The following is a 17,696-nucleotide window of genomic DNA, read 5'->3' as shown; positions in this document are numbered from 1 at the left end:
GCATATTTGCCCAATTCCAAACATTAATAGAATTCCAAAGAGTTTTCTATTATAACTGCCAACAAAAAAATAACCTAATTGTAATTAAACTTGATTGGCATTCCTGAAAAAATTTTATTCCACGCAGTTGTTTTGTATCAAACCTTCAATAATAATTACTGATTTCAAACACGTATAATTTGTACCAAAATTGCATGTAAACATTCTTAGGCCTATTTGCAATAAGCAGTTTTGTGAATATTCTACGAAAAGAAAAAATCTTTTTTTGTAGGAAAAAACACAATAATTTTTCTTAAATGTTAAAATTTAATGTATTTCAACGATTTATTATGTATTTTAACTAAAATATTCAAAAATAGTTTCATATTAGCTGAACCAAATCGAAACAAAAATTAACCTAACTTGGTTCTTTAAATTTTTGAATTTATAATTTGCCCCAAATCTATTATAAATTGAAATTTTAATGAACAAAAACCCAAATCTAACATAAACCCTACTTATTATGAATTTTGCCTCAAATCTACCAAAACAACCTACAAATTACGAGAGCAAACTTTATACAAGTTTGCAAAATACAGGACGCTTTATTAAAAGTATGTTGTATTTAACTAAAAAAATATTCATGCTATAATCCCTTTGGGATGGCATGAATTAATTTTTTGGTGTAGTCCCTCTTAGGATGCCTGTAAATAACATCTGCATCATCCATCTCTTCAATTTGCCCTTGATTCATTACGATTAATTGGTCTGACATATACTTAACCACAGCTAAATCGTGTGAAATAAAAATATATGTAAATCCAAAATTTTCTTTCAATTCGTTCAATAGGTTGAGCACTTGTGCTTGAACTGAAATGTCCAAAGCAGAAACAGATTCATCGCAAATAATCAATTTAGGTTCTAACGAAATGGCTCTGGCAATACCTATACGTTGTCTTTGACCTCCAGAAAATTCGTGAGGATATCTATTAAAAAACGTCTCATCCAAACCTACTTTTTCAAGTAAGTCCAAAACCATTTCCTTTCTATCTTTATCCGAATTACCAATGCCATGGACCTTCATAGGCTCCATAATGGCTTTACCTACAGGAATCCTTGGGTTTAAAGAGGCATAAGGATCTTGAAAGATTACTTGAATGTCCTTTCGTAGTGTTCTAATATCTTTTTTGGATAACAAGGTAATATCTGTTCCTTTATATAATATGGAGCCAGAAGTGGCTTTGTCCAATTGTAAAATGGCATTTGCCAATGTGGATTTGCCGCAACCAGATTCTCCAACCAAACCTAGGGTTTCTCCTTCATATAATTTAAAACTTACATTATTAACAGCTTTAAACACATCTGGTTTAGAAAACCAACCAGATTTAGAAAAATAGGTTTTTTCTAAATTTATAACTTCCAACAAAGGTGTTTTTGAATAAATTCGATGATGGAAAGCGTTTCTGTCCTCGGCTGAAACAATGTTTTTGTTGATTGTATTATTTATAAAATCCTTGATGGTTGGGAGTCTTTTTAACCTAACATCCAAAGCAGGTTTAGAGTTTATCAACGCTTTGGTGTATTGGTGTTTTGGGTTTTTAAAAATTTGCTCTACCAAACCTTGCTCCACAATGTTTCCTTGATACATCACTAAAATCCTATCAGAAATTTCAGAAACCAAAGCCAGGTCGTGCGAAATAAAAATGATACTCATGTTTTCTTCGGCCTGTAACTGTTTCAATAGCAGGATAATTTCTTTTTGAACAGTGACGTCAAGAGCTGTTGTAGGTTCATCAGCAATAAGTATTTTAGGTTTACAGGCAATGGCCATGGCTATCATAACACGTTGCTTTTGTCCACCGGAAATTTCGTGTGGATAAGCCTTAAAGACCCTTTTTGGGTTTGGTAGCTTAACTTTCTCAAATAGGTTTAGGGTTTCAGCTTGAGCTTCTCTTTTGGACAGTTTTGTGTGCTGCAATAAAATTTCTTGAACCTGTTTGCCACAGGTCATGGATGGATTTAAAGAACTCATGGGTTCCTGGAAAATCATGGCTATATCCTTGCCCCTAATTTGTTGAAATTTTTTTGATTCCAAATGGATTAAATCCATGTTGTTGAACCAAATACTTCCATTTGTGATTTTAGAAACTTTTTTAGGCAACAAACCAAGTATGGCAAGGGATGACACCGATTTTCCTGAACCAGATTCTCCTACAATACCCAGAATTTCATTGGTATTTAAATGAAATGAAATACGATGGATAATTTCCTTTTCAATATTGTTGGAAATGAATGAAATGGAAAGCTCCTCAACTGAAAGTAATTTGTGGTTCGGCATACGTAAATGTAAGTATTTTCTCTTTTTAAATTACGGCTTTTCCGTAATTATTAAAGTTTGGCATGTTTTTAATCGAAAAAGAAAATATTTAATTTTCATATTAACAAAATTTTAATACTTTCAGCTGAATTTTAATAAAAATTAACCTAAAAAATTAAATTATTCACATGAAAAAAACACTTACTTTATTAATTGTCTGTTTGTTGTTTTTGGGAACAACTTTCGCCCAGGAGCGAAATTGTGCTTCCATGGACAACCTTGAATACAGAATGCAGCAGGATCCAGGTCTTGCTCAAAGAATGGCACAAATTGAAACTTATACACAAAATAAGGTTCAAAGTATGGAACAACATAGAGTTGATGGTTCTATTATTACTATTCCAGTGGTTGTACATGTAATTTACAGCAATTCCAATGAGAACATTAGCGATGCTCAAATTTTATCGCAAATACAGGTATTGAACGATGATTTTAGGAGAATGAATTCAGATGCCAATAATACTTGGTCTCAGGCTGCAGATACTGAAATTCAATTTTGTATGGCAACCGTAGATCCTAATGGAAATCCTACAAATGGGATTACAAGAAAGTCCTCTACTAAAACATCTTGGGGAACAAACGATGCTATGAAAAAAGCATCCCAAGGAGGTGTAAACCCCTGGGATACCTCACAATATCTCAACATGTGGGTTTGTAACATTGGAGGAGGAATTTTAGGCTACGCTCAATTTCCTGGTGGAAGTGCTTCTACAGATGGAGTTGTGATTGGGCCTAATTATTTTGGAAGTAAAAATGGAGGTTCTGGTTTTTATTTATCAGCTCCATTCGATTTGGGAAGAACCACAACTCACGAAGTAGGTCACTTTTTAAACTTGCGTCATATTTGGGGAGATGGTGGTTGTTCTGTGGACGATTTTGTTAGTGACACGCCAACATCAGATGCAGCCAATTATGGTTGCGCAACTGGACATGTGTCCTGTGGTACCACAGATATGGTTCAAAACTACATGGATTATAGCGATGATGCATGTATGAATTTATACACTCAAGGTCAAAAAAATAGAATGCGTGCTATTTTGCTTCCAGGAGGAGCCAGAGCTAGTTTGGGAGCATCAACAAAATGTGATGGCGGAGGAAATACGCCTACCTGTTCAGATGGTGTTCAAAATGGAAATGAAACAGGTGTAGATTGTGGTGGACCAGATTGTGCACCTTGCCAAACAGCTTGTACAGATAATGAAGTAATTGTATCCATTAAATTTGACAATTACCCAGAAGAAACAGCATGGACCCTTAAAAACGATAGTGGAACCACAGTAGCTTCTGGGGGAACTTATGGTTCCCAACCAGATGGTTCTACCTTAACGGAAACTTTATGTTTACCAGATGGATGTTATACTTTTACAATTACAGATGCCTATGGAGATGGTATTTGCTGTTCTTATGGCAGTGGAAACTATTCTGTTTCTGGACCTACAGGTGTGTTGGCTTCAGGAGGATCCTTTGGTAGCTCAGAAGCCACTAATTTCTGTTTAGGAAGTGGTCCAGCACCAACATGTACAGATGGTATTCAAAATGGAGATGAAACTGGTATAGATTGTGGAGGCTCTTCTTGTGCTCCTTGTGTAACACCTCCAACATGTACAGATGGTATACAAAATGGAGATGAAACAGGTGTAGATTGTGGTGGTTCTTCTTGCGCACCTTGTTCTACAGGAGGTACGGTTATTTTACATGAAGGGTTCTTTGAGTCTGGATGGGATGGATGGTCTGATGGAGGAAGCGATTGTGCTCGTTACTCTGGATCTCGTTCTTACGAAGGAAATTATTCCATTCGATTAAGGGATAATTCTGGAACGGCTTCTGCTATGACTTCACCTTCATTCAATTTAACCCCTTATGGACAAGTTGAAGTTGAGTTTTATTTCTATGCTTATAGTATGGAGAATAACGAAGATTTCTGGTTGCGTTATTATAACGGTTCCAGTTGGACCACAGTAGCAAGTTATGCGAGTGGAACCAATTTTAACAACAATACGTTCTATACAGCAACGGTTACTCTAGATGCTTCACAATACAACTTTGCAAGTAATGCACAATTTAGGTTCCAGTGTGATGCTAGTTCCAATAGTGATTATGTTTATATAGATCAAGTTACCATTAGAGGAATCGGTTCTGGTTCTAGAGGAGCAGGAAACACTTTAAATGCCATTAGAACTTTAGACACCAATGATGCTTTTGCTTCTGAAGAGGATTTTATTTTATATCCAAATCCAGTGAAAGGATCTGTACTTCATGTGAGATTACCTGGAAATATTTCAGGAACGTTTAGAATTATCAATATGATGGGTCAAGAAGTCCTAAAAGGAGATTCCATTAAAGAAATACAAGTTGGAAACTTAAAATCTGGCATGTATTTTATTGAAGTAAATGATGGAGATGAGATAATGACCAAAAAGTTTATCAAACAATAGTGTAAACTCATCCTATAAAACAAAAGTCCAGAGTGAAAACTCTGGACTTTTTTTTCAATGTTTTATAAAGTTTGGTGGTTATGACTGTTTAAATATGAACAATTTCATTGTCATGAAGCAGATCGTCACCACGAAGTCTTAGAAAAATTTGAGCCACTGCTATGGTGTCTTTTTCACAATAGGAAATAATTCTGTCAATTTGCTTTTCTTCGTAATACACACGATACACTTCACTGCCATCTATATCATCTTTTGGCGAGGGAATGCCTAAAATGTTTGTCAGTAATTTTAAAGAGGTATAATGTTTATAATCCCCAAATTTCCAGAGTTCCAAGGTATCCAAATGTGGCACTTCCCATGGTTTTTTTCCAAAAAGGTTAAGTTTGTAAGGCAACTCTATGTTGTGAATAATCATACGTCTCGCTATATAGGGAAAATCGAATTCCTTGCCATTATGAGCGCACAACAAATGTTTATTCTGACTAAAATGTGAAATCAACAGGTTTTTAAAATCCTTTAAAATTTTAATTTCTTCACCATGAAAGGAGGTAACCCTAAAGGTTCTTATGTCTCCTTGAAGTTTAAAATACCCAACAGAAATACAGACTATTTTTCCAAATTCCGCCCAAATTCCTGCTCTGTCATAAAAAGCTTCGGCAGTAAATTCGTCTTTTCGTTGGTATTGGGTTTTAAGTTCCCATAGTGTTTGTTTGGTTTCGTCCAAATCTGAAAAGTACTGTGTTTCCGGAACGGTTTCTATATCCAGGAAAAGAATGTTTTCGAGATTTATTTTATCAATCATTTTGTTAATTGCTTAACGTTTAGATAATAAAGTTACGCATTGTTTTCCAAAAATTCCAGAAATTCCTGCTGCAAGTCCTCCAATGATTCCTGTGACTAAAATTAAAAGAAAGGCATTGCCATTTAAAGGCAATAAAACAGCAATTTTTTTAGCAAGTATAAAATCGTTGGCATTACTTAACCAAAAGGCATAACCCATCCAAAAAACCATGATGGCCAAAAAAGGTACAACAAATACGGAAGTTTTTTTTAAGCTAATAAATAAACTGCTAGCAAAGGCAGCTACCATAATGGACCACCAAGGTAAAAATTGAGAAAGTATACCAGCTATGATGATTGTTGCTATAAAGTTAAAGATGTTTTTAGTCATGATTACGGAGTTAAAGTTTGGGTAGCAATAATGTCTTCGGAGTTATTTTGATCCTGTATGAAAAGTGCTTGAAAATATTCGCCAATTGCCCAACGGTCTATAAAATTGTCATAATATTTACTTCCTGGATTTCCCGATTGCCCACCAGGATAAATACCTAAAGCTGTTGGAGGAGATGTCATTTCCACAATCATTCGCCAGGAAGGACCATGGTTTTTATCGGCTGCATTTACGGTATTTCGGTCTCCACCAATAGGCAGATTAAACCTTGAAAATGCAGGTAAGCCTTGTAACAAATGTCCAACAAAAGTAGCTTTGTAAGCTTGCCAGTTGTAATCGCCATGTTCTTTTTTCCATTCGGTAAGTTCTTTAGCTGTTTCTTTAAATGTTATTAAAAACAAATCTTTGGCTGTTTCTTTTTCAGGTGTTTCAACAATATCCATAAAGTCATCTTCAGGATGATTTTTTAGCATGTAAATGGTTTGGTATGTGTAAGGATCAATGAATGCCGTGTTATCCAAATCAAATTCATCCCATGTTAATGGATAGAGTTTTTTCCACCATAAATCCCAAATACTAGGACCTATTTCATCTATATCACTATTAAAATCCCAAGCCTTAATAGTGTTTAAAATTTCCAGTTCTTCTTGTGTTAAGCTGGATGTATCCATGGTTTTGAACATATAAGGCAACAATTCCGAAGCTTTTAGATTGTAGTTGTTATTTTGAAGGTCTTTAAAATCTTGAATGGTGAATGTTTCCTTAGAATTGAAAAAATCATTAATCACTCTATTTCTATAAGTTTCATAACCATCGTTAAATACATAAAAAGGATACGAAGCATCAACAGGATGCTGATTGGCAGAACTCACAAACCCACGTTCCGGGTTTTTGGTAAAGGCATTGTTATTGCTAGGAATAAAACTTTGCCAGTCGTGTTCCGGATTGCTTCCATCCATTAAGAACTTTCCCTGTCCTTTCCATTTGTTTGCAAAGGCACCTTGAATCCAAAGAGCGATGTCTCCACTTGTTGAAGCAAACACAAAGTTCTGTGCTGGAGCCACCCAATGTTGTAAGGCTTTTAAATAATCGTCATAATTTTTAGCGGCATTTAAATCTATTAAAGTACGCTGATTATTACCACCAATATGCCCAATCCATTTCATGGCATAGCCTTCTTTTTGGCCATTTCCTTTAAAGGTACGGTCGTAACTTACAGGGCCATGATGTGTGTAAATAACCGAATCCAAATAGGTTTCTTTTCCTTTTATTTTAATCTCTTCAACTCTTACAGTTGTGTTTTTCCATGTGTTATCATATTTGTATTGTGTCCTTCTGTTGTCTTTAAATTCAATTTTGTACCAATCCCTAACATCTCTTGTGGCATTGGTCTCTCCCCAAGCAATATCTGTGTTAAAACCAGAAACGACACCTAAAGCTCCTGGAAGTGTTGCTCCATAAGCATTGTGTTCTGGAGTTGCCAATTGCATAACAAACCAAATGGATGGCAGGTTGAGGCCTAAATGAGGATCGTTTGCAAGAATTGGGTTGCCAGAATACGATTTGTTGCCAGAAACAGCCCAATTGTTACTCCCATTGTTTGGATGTGGTTTATCCATGGTTTCTGCAATGGAGTCCTGTGGCAATTCGCTTAGCGGTATCTCTGTGATGGCTGTATCAATATAACTCCAATCGGTTTCTTTAGGGATAATGGGATCGTTAACATCAAAAAAATCTGGATATAATAAATCAAATCGGTCTTTTCCTAACAATCTTAAGGCATTGGTATATTCTAAATCAGATTCCCTTCCACAAAGCATATCTATCATATACATTAATAAATAAGAAGTTTTATCTATAGACCAAGGTTCTGGTTTGTAGCCCAATAATTTGTATTCCACAGGATAATCCTTAGGGTTTAAAGAAGCTATGTAACTATTAACCCCTTCACTGTAAGCTTCAATAAAATCAATGATTTCAGGATCTTCCTTTTGCATTTTTTTTAGGGCATTTTCAGCACCAAAACCCATACCTTTTCTTCGTTGCATCCTATCATAGTCCAAGGCTTTTTCACCTAAAATTTCAGACAACCTACCAGCCGAAGCATGTGTTTGAAATTCCATTTGCCATAACCTGTGTTTGGCAGTAATATAGCCTTGTGCCTTGTACAGATCCGTATTGTTTTGTGCGAAAAGATGAGGTACCAAATGTTCGTCGTAATGAACAGTGACTTTGTCTTTTAGCCCTTCAATTTTAATGGTTCCAGTTATGGATTCGTCTTGCTCGTTCTGCCAAATCCCTTGGGCTGGATTTAAAAATTCGCCAATGGCAGGAACAGAGCCAAACTTGGTGTTTAAAATAAAAAAGATGCCAATAAGAAGCACTAGTGAAACAATAAATTTGAGATATTTCATTTATTAAAATTTATAGACTAAAGATAGATTTTTTTTTGAATTTTAACTTTTAAAGAAGTTTAGAACTTTAAATTAAAACAAGGATTGTTGTTTATAAGGACTTTCGTGCTCCAACAACCATTTTTTTCTATGTAATCCTCCTGCATAACCTGTTAAACTACCATCACTACCAATAACCCGATGACAAGGGATTACAATCCATAAGGGATTTTTGCCATTGGCATTGGCAACAGCTCGAATGGCTTTAACATCGCCTAGTTGTTTGGACAGCTCCAAATAAGAAATGGTTTTTCCGTAAGGAATGGTTTTTAATTCATTCCATACTTGCTTTTGAAAAGAGGTTCCTTCAGGATTCAATAAAAGGTCGAACTGGGTTCTAGTTCCTTCAAAATACTCGTTGATTTGATAAACAGCCTCTTGCAGCGTTTCAGGAATGATATCTGTAACTTGTTTCTCTGTTTCTTTTTCGGACAGGTTTGCATTTAAAACAATTATGGAAGCTAAGCCATTATCATCACCAGTTATTTTAGTGAGCCCTAAAGGGGTTTGAATAGTGCAACTATCCATTAGCTATCAGGATCTTCGTCATCAATTAAGCCAAGTCGTTTGGCTCTGGCTTCCCAACTTCGTCTAGCCAAAAGCTGCAAATCTGGTACATCGTCGCTCTCATCCATAATCTCTAGTCCCAAAAGTGTTTCAATAACGTCTTCCATGGTAACCAGACCACCAACAGAACCATATTCATCCACCACTAAGGCCATATGGTTTTTACTTTCAACCAATTGTTCGAATAATCGTGGAATTGGCATACTTCGATTTATGATAATGATGTTTCTTTTTATTTCTGAAAGCATTTTTTTACCATTGCCAAAAGCCATTTCCTTAAACACTTCGTCTTTTAAAACCAAACCAGTTATGTTGTCTGGGTTATCTGTAAAAACGGGTATTCTTGAAAATTTTACATTGGCATTGTTTTTAAAGAAGGATTCAATGGTTTGGTTTTCATCTTCAATGGTCATAATTGTTCGGGGTGTCATGACGTCTTTGGCCAGCACTTCTTTAAAGGTCAGCATGTTTTTTATCACTTTGCTTTCAGACTCATGAAAAACACCTTCTTCTTCGGCCAGGTCTGTCATGGCGTGAAAATCTTCACGACTTAAAACGCTACCATGTGCATTGCCACCAATAAGTTTGGTTGTAAGTCTTAGTAGCCATAAAATACCAGTATATTTTAAAGGAAAAATCAGGATATTAAGAGCTGTTGCTGTAAAACCGGCTAGGGATTTCCAGTAGGAAGCACCAATGGTTTTTGGTATAATTTCAGAAACAATCAAAATCAATAAAGTCATGATAGCAGAAACTATTCCAACGGTATTGATACCAAATACTTCTACTTTGTAAGGTAGTTTTTCAGCTTCAATACCAACCATCATGGCTCCTAAGGTGTGTGCTATGGTATTTAATGTAAGAATGGCAATTAAAGGTTGGTCTACATCGTTTTTAAGTGCTTCCAATTTAAAAGCGTAGTCTTTGCCATCTTGTTTCTTTACATTAATAAACGTAGGTGTCACGCTAAGCAGGACAGCTTCTAGAACAGAACATAAAAATGAAAAGAAAATAGAAATGGTTGCCCAAAAAAGAAGTGTGCTCATTAAGGTGTTTTTAGTTTTATGCTAATTTACGAAATCCATTTCACAACCAAATAAACAAAAAGGGTTGAAATTTTTAAAAGCTTTAAGGTCTTCCGTTTTTGTTTTAAGAGTTTAATAATCTCACAACATCCTTTGCAAAATAGCTTGCTATAATATCTGCTCCAGCACGCTTTATGGCAGTAATTTGCTCCATCATGACAGCATCATGATCCAGCCATCCTTTTTCGGCAGCAGCTTTCAACATGGCATACTCTCCAGAAACCTGATACACAGCAACAGGAACATCGACTTCATTTTTAATGTCGCGAACAATATCCAAATAGCATAAACCAGGTTTTACCATCACAATATCAGCTCCTTCGTCAATATCCATTTCGGTTTCACGAATGGCTTCAAAACGGTTGGCATAATCCATTTGATAGGTTTTTTTGTCTTTAGGGATGTTCTTCAAATCCACAGGAGCTGAATCTAGTGCATCGCGAAATGGTCCATAGAATGCCGAAGCATATTTAGCAGAGTAACTCATTATTCCTGTATTTAAAAACCCTTCGTCTTCCAAAGCTTCGCGAATGGTTAAAATTCTGCCATCCATCATATCGCTTGGTGCAACAAAATCGGCTCCAGCCTTGGCGTGGGAGATGCTCATTTCGGCTAAAACATCTGCTGTTTCATCGTTTAATATCATGCCGTTTTCTATAATGCCATCGTGTCCATAAATAGAATATGGATCCAAAGCCACATCTGTCATGACCAACATGTCTGGACAGGCATTTTTTACGGTTTTAATAGCACGTTGCATAAGACCTTTTTTATTTAAGGCCTCTTTTCCTGTATTGTCCTTTAGGTTATCTGGCACTTTTACAAAAAGCAATACCGATTTTAATCCCAAATCCCAAAGTAATTTTACTTCTTTTTCAAGTAGATCCAAGCTATATCTATAGTAATTAGGCATGGAAGCAATTTCTTCTTTAACGCCTTTTCCTTCCACCACAAAAAGTGGCACTAAAAAATCGTTGGGAGAGATAATGGTTTCTCTCACTAGAGAACGTAAGGCTTCGTTGGTTCTCAATCTTCTATTTCTTCTTATTGGGTACATATTTCTTTTTAGTTTAAATGCCTACAAGTCCCGACGTTTTTTATTGATAACTTGCAGGTTGTTAAGTTATATTAAATCCACTCTATTGGTTTTTTTAAAACCTGCATTAATTTATCTTCTTCACTTCCTTTCTCCGGTTGGTGATTATAAACCCATTGCACATGTGGAGGTAAACTCATTAAGATACTTTCTATTCTTCCGTTGGTTTTTAATCCAAAAAGAGTTCCTTTATCATGAACCAAATTGAACTCCACATAGCGTCCACGACGTATTTCCTGCCAACTGCGTTGGGCTTTAGTGTATGGTAACTCTTTACGTTTTTCTACAATGGGAACATAAGCGTCCAAGAAACTGTTGCCTACTTCTGTTACAAAATCATACCAATTTTCCATAGACATATCTTTTGAAGCTTTGCAATAATCGAAAAACAAACCACCTATCCCACGCGCTTCATGTCTGTGAGAATTAAAGAAATATTCGTCGCAGCGTTTTTTATAAGTAGGATAGAAATTAGGATTGTACTTGTCGCAAGCCGTTTTGCAGGTTCTATGAAAATGGACGGCATCTGCTTCAAACAAATAATAAGGTGTTAAATCTTGACCACCACCAAACCATTGGTCCACTATTTCTCCTTCTTGATTGTACATTTCAAAATAACGCCAATTGGCATGAACTGTAGGAACCATAGGGTTTTTAGGGTGTAGAACCAAACTCAAGCCACAAGCAAAAAAGTTGGCATCCTTAACGCCAAAATGATTGCGCATGGTTTCTGGAAGTTCCCCATGTACAGCAGAAATATTAACGCCACCTTTTTCAAATACTTGTCCGTTTTCAATAACCCTTGTTCGGCCTCCACCTCCTTCCGGACGTTCCCAAAGATCTTCTTGAAATTTGGCTTTGCCATCAATTTCTTCCAATTTGTAAGTGATGGTGTTTTGTATGGCTTGAATGTATTGATAGAATTTATCCTTCATAATGCAATTCATAAAGTTCCATGTCTAAAGGGGTTTTTCCAGATGTGGAAAATTCATTTTTTAATGTTTTTTGCCACTTAAAACCACAACGCTCTGCAACATTGATACTGTTTGTATTTGTTTTATGTATGATTATTTGTAATCTTTTTAAACCCAAGTTATTAATAGCAAATTCTGAAAATGCTTTTAAACTTTGTGAAATCCAGCCTTTTCCAGAAAACTTTTTACCAATGCAATAGGCAAATTCACCTTGTTTTAACGTATAATCCAAATTTTTTAAAACCAGTATTCCAGCCACTTCGTGAGTTTCAATATCTTTAATGGCAAAGGTGAATTCTGTTTGCTTTTTTAAAGCTTTGTTTTGATTTAGGATATAAATCTTGGAATCTGCTTCCGACAGATTTTGCGCTAAAATTTTAGGTAAATATTGTTGGAAACTCTTGCCATTGGTAATCATTAAAGCACTTAAACTTGAAGCATCTTCAGGTTTCAGGGCTTCAAGTTTAAATGTTTCTGTTGAAAAAGTCATTGTTTTTAAGGGTTGTATTCTTTTACAGCATCTATAAACGCTTTGGCATGATCTAAAGGAATGTTAGGTAAAATGCCATGACCTAAATTTACGATATATTTATCTTTTCCGAAATCTGTAATCATTTGATGCACCATTTTTTTAATCTCAGCAGGTGGTGAAAACAATCTGGTAGGATCAAAATTTCCTTGTAATGTGATGTTGCCACCAGTTAAATAACGTGCATTTTGTGCAGAGCAGGTCCAATCAACCCCTAAGGCAGACGCTCCGGATTTTGCCATGTCTCCAAGCGCAAACCAGCAGCCTTTTCCAAAAGCAATTACAGGCGCATCGCCTTTTAAGGCATCGATAATTTGTTGGATATATTGCCAAGAAAACTCTTGGTAATCCACTGGAGACAGCATGCCTCCCCAAGAATCGAATACTTGAACTGCATTACAACCAGCTTTTACTTTTTCTTTTAAATAAGCAATGGTAGTATCTGTGATTTTTTGAAGCAAGTTATGTGCAGCAACTGGGTTTGTAAAACAAAATTCCTTGGCTTTATCAAAATTTTTGGAGCCTTGACCTTGAACACAATAACAGAGAATGGTCCATGGTGATCCAGCAAAACCTATTAACGGGATTTCGTTATTAAGTTTTTCTTTTGTGGCTTTAATGGCTTGGTAAACATAATCCAATTCTACTGTTACATCAGGAACAACCACATTGTCCACGTCTTTTTGAGAACGGATTGGATTTGGTAAATATGGTCCAAAATTGGGTTTCATTTGCACCTCAATATTCATGGCCTGAGGGATTACCAAAATATCACTAAACAAAATAGCGGCATCCATGCCGTATCGTCTTATGGGCTGAACTGTAATTTCGCTTGCCAATTCTGGTGTCTGGCAACGCGTAAAGAAATCGTATTTTTCCTTTATGGCCATAAATTCCGGTAAATAGCGTCCTGCTTGGCGCATCATCCAAACAGGTGGCCTGTTTACAGTTTCACCTTTTAATGCTCTTAAAAATAAATCGTTTTTAATCATCTTTTCTGATATACTTCAATTCTCTATGTTACAGAGATGGGATATTATTAATCTAACTTTTTTTAAAAATTGACATGCTTAAAAAAATTCAGCACGACAAGGGTTTATATATAATGTTCGTTTACCAATTCAATAACGCTTTCCACTGTTGGCACTTTTGCAACCCTAACATCCTTAAAGTGTTTTTTTGCTTCTAAGGCCGTAGATTCACCAATACAAAAAGCAATACCATTTGCGTGGTTTTTCTTTATGTAGCTCTGTACTGTGGAAGGGCTATAAAACATAACACCTTCAATGTTTTTGTCTACTTCAATAGCATCGTATTTGGTTTGATAAGCTTCAATTTCGTTGACTTTTATTTTGTTTTCACTTAGGATCATTGGTAAATAATCCAATCTTAAATCGCTACAAAAGTAAGTGACTTCTGTACCTTCAAGAAATTCCACCAGATGGTTTGCCAGGTCTTTAGCGTTGTTTTCGGAATGGGTTACTTTCCCAATTCGTTTTTCAACCATGCGCTTGGTTCTTCGGCCAACACAATAAATGTTTTCAAACTGCAAGTCTTCTGCCGGACAATTGGTTAAAATAGCTTCTACGGCATTTTTGCTGGTTATCACAACGTTTTTTATAGGAGCTTTTAAAACAGCAAGTGGAATTCTGTTCAAGCTAATTTTAATGGCATCGTTACTTTTAACAAAAATATCGTTGCTAAGCAATTGTACTTGTCCTTCGGTTAATGTTTTTGTGGAGTAAACATTGGTTTTCTTGTTTTGGTTTTTTATGCCATCCATCAAGATTTTACCACCACGTTCAATAATGTAGTTGGAGCAGTAAGCAGCTATGTTGTGATGTTCCCCTAATTTTTCGATTCTGGAAACCTCAATTTTTTTAGAGCCATCTGGACTTAGTAAAACCCCTTTAAAAATCACTTCTTCGTTTTTAATGTAGGCCAAAGCACCTATTGGGGCAGTACAGCCACCTTCCAAAAGGTTTAAAAACTTACGTTCTATGGTTGTGCAAATTTCGGTTTCTTCATGGTTGATTTGGGCACAAATGGCTTTAATGTCTTCATCTTCGTCTAAAGCTGTAATCATGATGGCACCTTGTGCAGGCGCAGGAACCATCCAATCCAGATTGATAATGTTTTCTGGTTTTATGTTCAATCTTCCCAAACCAGCTGCTGCAAAAATAGCTCCATTCCAATCGCTATTTTCCTGAAGTTTTTGCAACCTTAAATTAACGTTCCCTCGTAATCCTACTACGGTATGGGTTGGATATCTGTTTAGCCATTGTGCTTTTCTGCGCAGACTTCCAGTAGCAATAATGGCATCTTTGTGCGATAAAAACTCTTCGTTGTTTTTAAATACCAAGCTGTCTTTAATATTGCCTCGTTTTATTACTGCAGCTTGCACAATGCCAGTAGGTAGAACTGTTGGTACATCTTTTGAGGAATGTACAGCAATGTCTATGTCGTTATTTAACATGGCAATATCCAATGTTTTGGTAAAAACACCTGTTATCCCAAGTTTGTATAAGGGCTTGTCCAGAACCAAATCGCCAGTGGATTTAACTGGAACAAGTTCTGTTTTATGCCCTAAGTTTTCTAATAGTTTTTGTACTGTTCTGGCTTGCCATAGTGCTAAATCACTATCGCGAGTACCAATTCTAATTGTTTTAGACATGGTTTGTAGTGGCTTCTAATTGAAATACCTTTTTTATAAGTTCCAGGCTTTCATCTGTAGGAATGGTATCATCTTTTAAATGATGGGCAAAATGATTGGTTATTTTTTGAATGATGTTATTGCTGATAATTTCGGCTTGTTCTTCATTAAAACCAACCAATTTTTTGCGTTGAGTATCTAATTCAGCAATTTTAAAATCGTTTAACTTTAATTTTAAGGCTTTAATGGTTGGGGCAAACTTTCTGGTTTCCAGCCATGAATTGAACTCGGCTTCAACTTCATTGAGGATTTGTTTGGCAATTGGGATTTGAGCCTTGCGTTTCTCTAACGTTTCGTCTGTGATTTGAGATAAATCGTCCAGATGAATTAAACTTACATGCTCTAGTTCTAAAACATTTAAATGTACGTTTCTAGGAATGGATAGATCTAAAATCAATAATGGTTTTTTAGATTGAATCAAGTGCTTGTCAACTGTTGGATTTTGAGCTCCTGTTGCAACTATCAATACATCTGTTTGATTGATTTCTTCTTGCAAATTGGCGTAATCCTTTACCAATAAATTGAATTTTCCAGCGACTTCTTCGGCTTTGTTCTTGGTTCTGTTAATTAAGGTAATATGTTTGTTTTTGGTATGTTTTACCAGGTTTTCGCACGTGTTTCTACCAATTTTTCCGGTACCAAAAAGCAAAATGTTTTTATTGGTTACATCAGGAACGTTGCTCATGATGTATTGAACCGAAGCAAAAGAAACAGAGGTAGCCCCAGAAGAAATGTTGGTTTCTGTCTTGATGCGTTTACTGGCTTGGATTACGGCATTGATCAAGCGTTCCACAAAGGCATTCAATAAGCCTTCTTTTTTGGAGTTTCTCGCACTGTTTTTTAGCTGGCTTATAATCTCAAAATCGCCAAGAATTTGACTGTCCAATCCTGAGCCCACTTTAAACATGTGCGACACAGCCTCTTTACCTTTGTAAATGTATGCTACGTTTTGAAACTCTTCAACAGTTCCTTTGGTGTTTTCACACAGGAGTTTTATTAGCTGATAAGGATGCTCTGCAAAACCATAAATCTCGGTTCTGTTGCAAGTAGATGTTACAATCAAACTTTCTATGCCAACTTCTTTTGCCTGTTGTAGCAAGTTGGATTTGGCTTGATCGTCCAAACTAAAATGTCCTCTAATTTCAGCATCGGCTTTTTTATAACTTAAACCAATGGCGTAGAAGTATGTTGTTTTTGATGTATTCATATATTCCATACCTGACTTGGGAATTCTTGAACAAATGTATATTTATGTTTAGATAAAAAGTAACGCTCAAAGAACTTTAAATGTCGCTAGTCGTTTTTTAACTTTATTTTTTAATATAATATGATAAATGTCATATTTTTGCACTCATATCAATGCTTTTAAACGATTTAGTTTAGAATCAATCTAAATAAACAATCATGAATTCGAGTTTTATTGTAGAAAAAAATATCGCTAAAGGTGCTTTTGAAGAAGTTGAAATTGATAAAGATTTTTTTGTTTTAACCTATCAAAATGAAAGTGGTGTTTTTGAAACACTTGAACGTGAGATAGATAGTAGTTTTATTCAGTTTCACTATTGTGTAAAGGGTTCCAGTAAATTTATTTTTAATGAAGGACGCTATGCTTTGGATATACAAGACGAAAACTCACTTTTGTTATACAATCCACAACGTGATTTACCCATACATTTAATTGTAAACCCACATTCCTGGTTGGTTTCGGTATTAATTTCTATTAAAAAATTTCACGGTTTGTTTTCACAGGAAGCCGATTACATAACCTTTTTAAGCGACGACAATAAGGATAAGAAGTATTATAAGGACGGAAAAATCTCGCCATCCATGGCCATAGTTTTAAATCAATTGATAAATTATAATTTAAATTCATCTATAAAAAACCTATACTTTAAAGGCAAAGCATACGAATTGTTGAGCCTGTATTTTAACAGAAGTGAAGATGCCAATATAGAACAATGCCCTTTTTTGGTGGATGAAACCAATGTGATTAAAATTAGAAAAGCCAAAGACATCATTATTACCAGAATGGCTGAACCTCCAACATTACAGGAATTGGCTGATGAAATACAGCTGAGCTTAAAAAAACTAAAAGAAGGTTTTAAAGAGATTTATGGCGATTCGGTTTTTAGTTTTTTATTCGATTATAAAATGGAATTTGCCAGAAAATTACTGGAAACTGGTAGTCACAACGTAAACGAGGTAGGGCTGAAAGTTGGCTATAGCACATCCAGTCATTTTATTTCTGCTTTTAAAAAGAAATACGGAACAACTCCAAAAAAATATTTAATGTCGGTATCTTCGCAGTCTTAAATAT

General features: G+C 35.6%; 14 protein-coding genes. 2 read left to right on the top strand and 12 right to left on the bottom strand.

The window, feature by feature from the left end:
• Window positions 1-625 precede the first annotated feature (625 nt).
• Window positions 626-2,317: an ABC transporter ATP-binding protein gene (locus tag AACY93_RS00200; protein WP_287005757.1), complete on the bottom strand. Its 1,692-nt coding sequence runs from the start codon at window positions 2,315-2,317 to the stop codon at window positions 626-628.
• Window positions 2,318-2,484: 167 nt separating this feature from the next.
• Between AACY93_RS00200 and AACY93_RS00195 the strand changes: the two genes are divergently transcribed.
• Window positions 2,485-4,791 (top strand): M43 family zinc metalloprotease, encoded by a 2,307-nt coding sequence (locus AACY93_RS00195; RefSeq protein WP_286853135.1) that lies wholly within the window; start codon window positions 2,485-2,487, stop codon window positions 4,789-4,791.
• Window positions 4,792-4,879: 88 nt separating this feature from the next.
• Here AACY93_RS00195 and AACY93_RS00190 read toward each other — a convergent pair whose 3' ends face one another.
• The 11 genes from AACY93_RS00190 to hemA all read right to left on the bottom strand — a co-directional run bounded on the left by AACY93_RS00190 (window position 4,880) and on the right by hemA (window position 16,595).
• Window positions 4,880-5,593 carry a 3'-5' exonuclease gene (locus AACY93_RS00190; RefSeq protein ID WP_286853136.1) on the bottom strand — a complete coding sequence of 238 codons (714 nt, stop codon included), beginning with the start codon at window positions 5,591-5,593 and terminating at the stop codon, window positions 4,880-4,882.
• Window positions 5,594-5,605: 12 nt separating this feature from the next.
• Window positions 5,606-5,962, bottom strand: coding sequence for a hypothetical protein (locus AACY93_RS00185; protein ID WP_007647406.1), 357 nt, complete (start codon window positions 5,960-5,962; stop codon window positions 5,606-5,608).
• Window positions 5,963-5,964: 2 nt separating this feature from the next.
• Window positions 5,965-8,376 (bottom strand): penicillin acylase family protein, encoded by a 2,412-nt coding sequence (locus tag AACY93_RS00180; RefSeq protein WP_286853137.1) that lies wholly within the window; start codon window positions 8,374-8,376, stop codon window positions 5,965-5,967.
• A gap of 72 nt (window positions 8,377-8,448) precedes the next feature.
• The gene (locus AACY93_RS00175; protein ID WP_286853138.1) at window positions 8,449-8,943 is read right to left on the bottom strand and encodes a methylated-DNA--[protein]-cysteine S-methyltransferase; all 495 of its coding nucleotides are present in this window, start codon (window positions 8,941-8,943) and stop codon (window positions 8,449-8,451) included.
• The gene (locus AACY93_RS00170) at window positions 8,943-10,028 is read right to left on the bottom strand and encodes a CNNM domain-containing protein (protein ID WP_007647411.1); all 1,086 of its coding nucleotides are present in this window, start codon (window positions 10,026-10,028) and stop codon (window positions 8,943-8,945) included. Before AACY93_RS00170 ends, AACY93_RS00175 begins: the two co-directional genes overlap by 1 nt.
• Before the next feature lie 103 nt (window positions 10,029-10,131).
• A complete protein-coding gene (hemB, locus tag AACY93_RS00165; RefSeq protein ID WP_286853139.1) occupies window positions 10,132-11,124 on the bottom strand; it encodes a porphobilinogen synthase in 993 nt (330 codons plus the stop codon).
• A 71-nt stretch (window positions 11,125-11,195) separates the two neighbouring features.
• On the bottom strand, window positions 11,196-12,098 hold the full coding sequence (gene hemF, locus AACY93_RS00160) for an oxygen-dependent coproporphyrinogen oxidase (RefSeq protein ID WP_286853140.1): 903 nt from the start codon (window positions 12,096-12,098) through the stop codon (window positions 11,196-11,198).
• On the bottom strand, window positions 12,088-12,627 hold the full coding sequence (locus AACY93_RS00155; protein WP_007647414.1) for a GNAT family N-acetyltransferase: 540 nt from the start codon (window positions 12,625-12,627) through the stop codon (window positions 12,088-12,090). Before AACY93_RS00155 ends, hemF begins: the two co-directional genes overlap by 11 nt.
• Window positions 12,628-12,632: 5 nt before the next feature.
• The gene (gene hemE, locus AACY93_RS00150; RefSeq protein ID WP_007647415.1) at window positions 12,633-13,658 is read right to left on the bottom strand and encodes a uroporphyrinogen decarboxylase; all 1,026 of its coding nucleotides are present in this window, start codon (window positions 13,656-13,658) and stop codon (window positions 12,633-12,635) included.
• A 104-nt stretch (window positions 13,659-13,762) separates the two neighbouring features.
• Window positions 13,763-15,340: a hydroxymethylbilane synthase gene (gene hemC, locus AACY93_RS00145; protein WP_286853141.1), complete on the bottom strand. Its 1,578-nt coding sequence runs from the start codon at window positions 15,338-15,340 to the stop codon at window positions 13,763-13,765.
• Window positions 15,333-16,595 carry a glutamyl-tRNA reductase gene (gene hemA, locus AACY93_RS00140; RefSeq protein ID WP_007647417.1) on the bottom strand — a complete coding sequence of 421 codons (1,263 nt, stop codon included), beginning with the start codon at window positions 16,593-16,595 and terminating at the stop codon, window positions 15,333-15,335. The genes hemC and hemA overlap by 8 nt, the downstream gene beginning before the upstream one ends.
• Before the next feature lie 188 nt (window positions 16,596-16,783).
• On the opposite strand from hemA, the gene AACY93_RS00135 reads away from it, so the two are divergent.
• Window positions 16,784-17,692 (top strand): AraC family transcriptional regulator, encoded by a 909-nt coding sequence (locus AACY93_RS00135; RefSeq protein WP_286853142.1) that lies wholly within the window; start codon window positions 16,784-16,786, stop codon window positions 17,690-17,692.
• Window positions 17,693-17,696: the final 4 nt, after the last annotated feature.

The organism is uncultured Xanthomarina sp. (genome assembly GCF_963971605.1).
In the GTDB taxonomy this organism is placed as follows: domain Bacteria; phylum Bacteroidota; class Bacteroidia; order Flavobacteriales; family Flavobacteriaceae; genus Xanthomarina; species Xanthomarina gelatinilytica.
The sequence above is the reverse complement of the archived record's forward strand: the minus strand, read 5'-3'. Positions and strand labels throughout refer to the sequence as shown.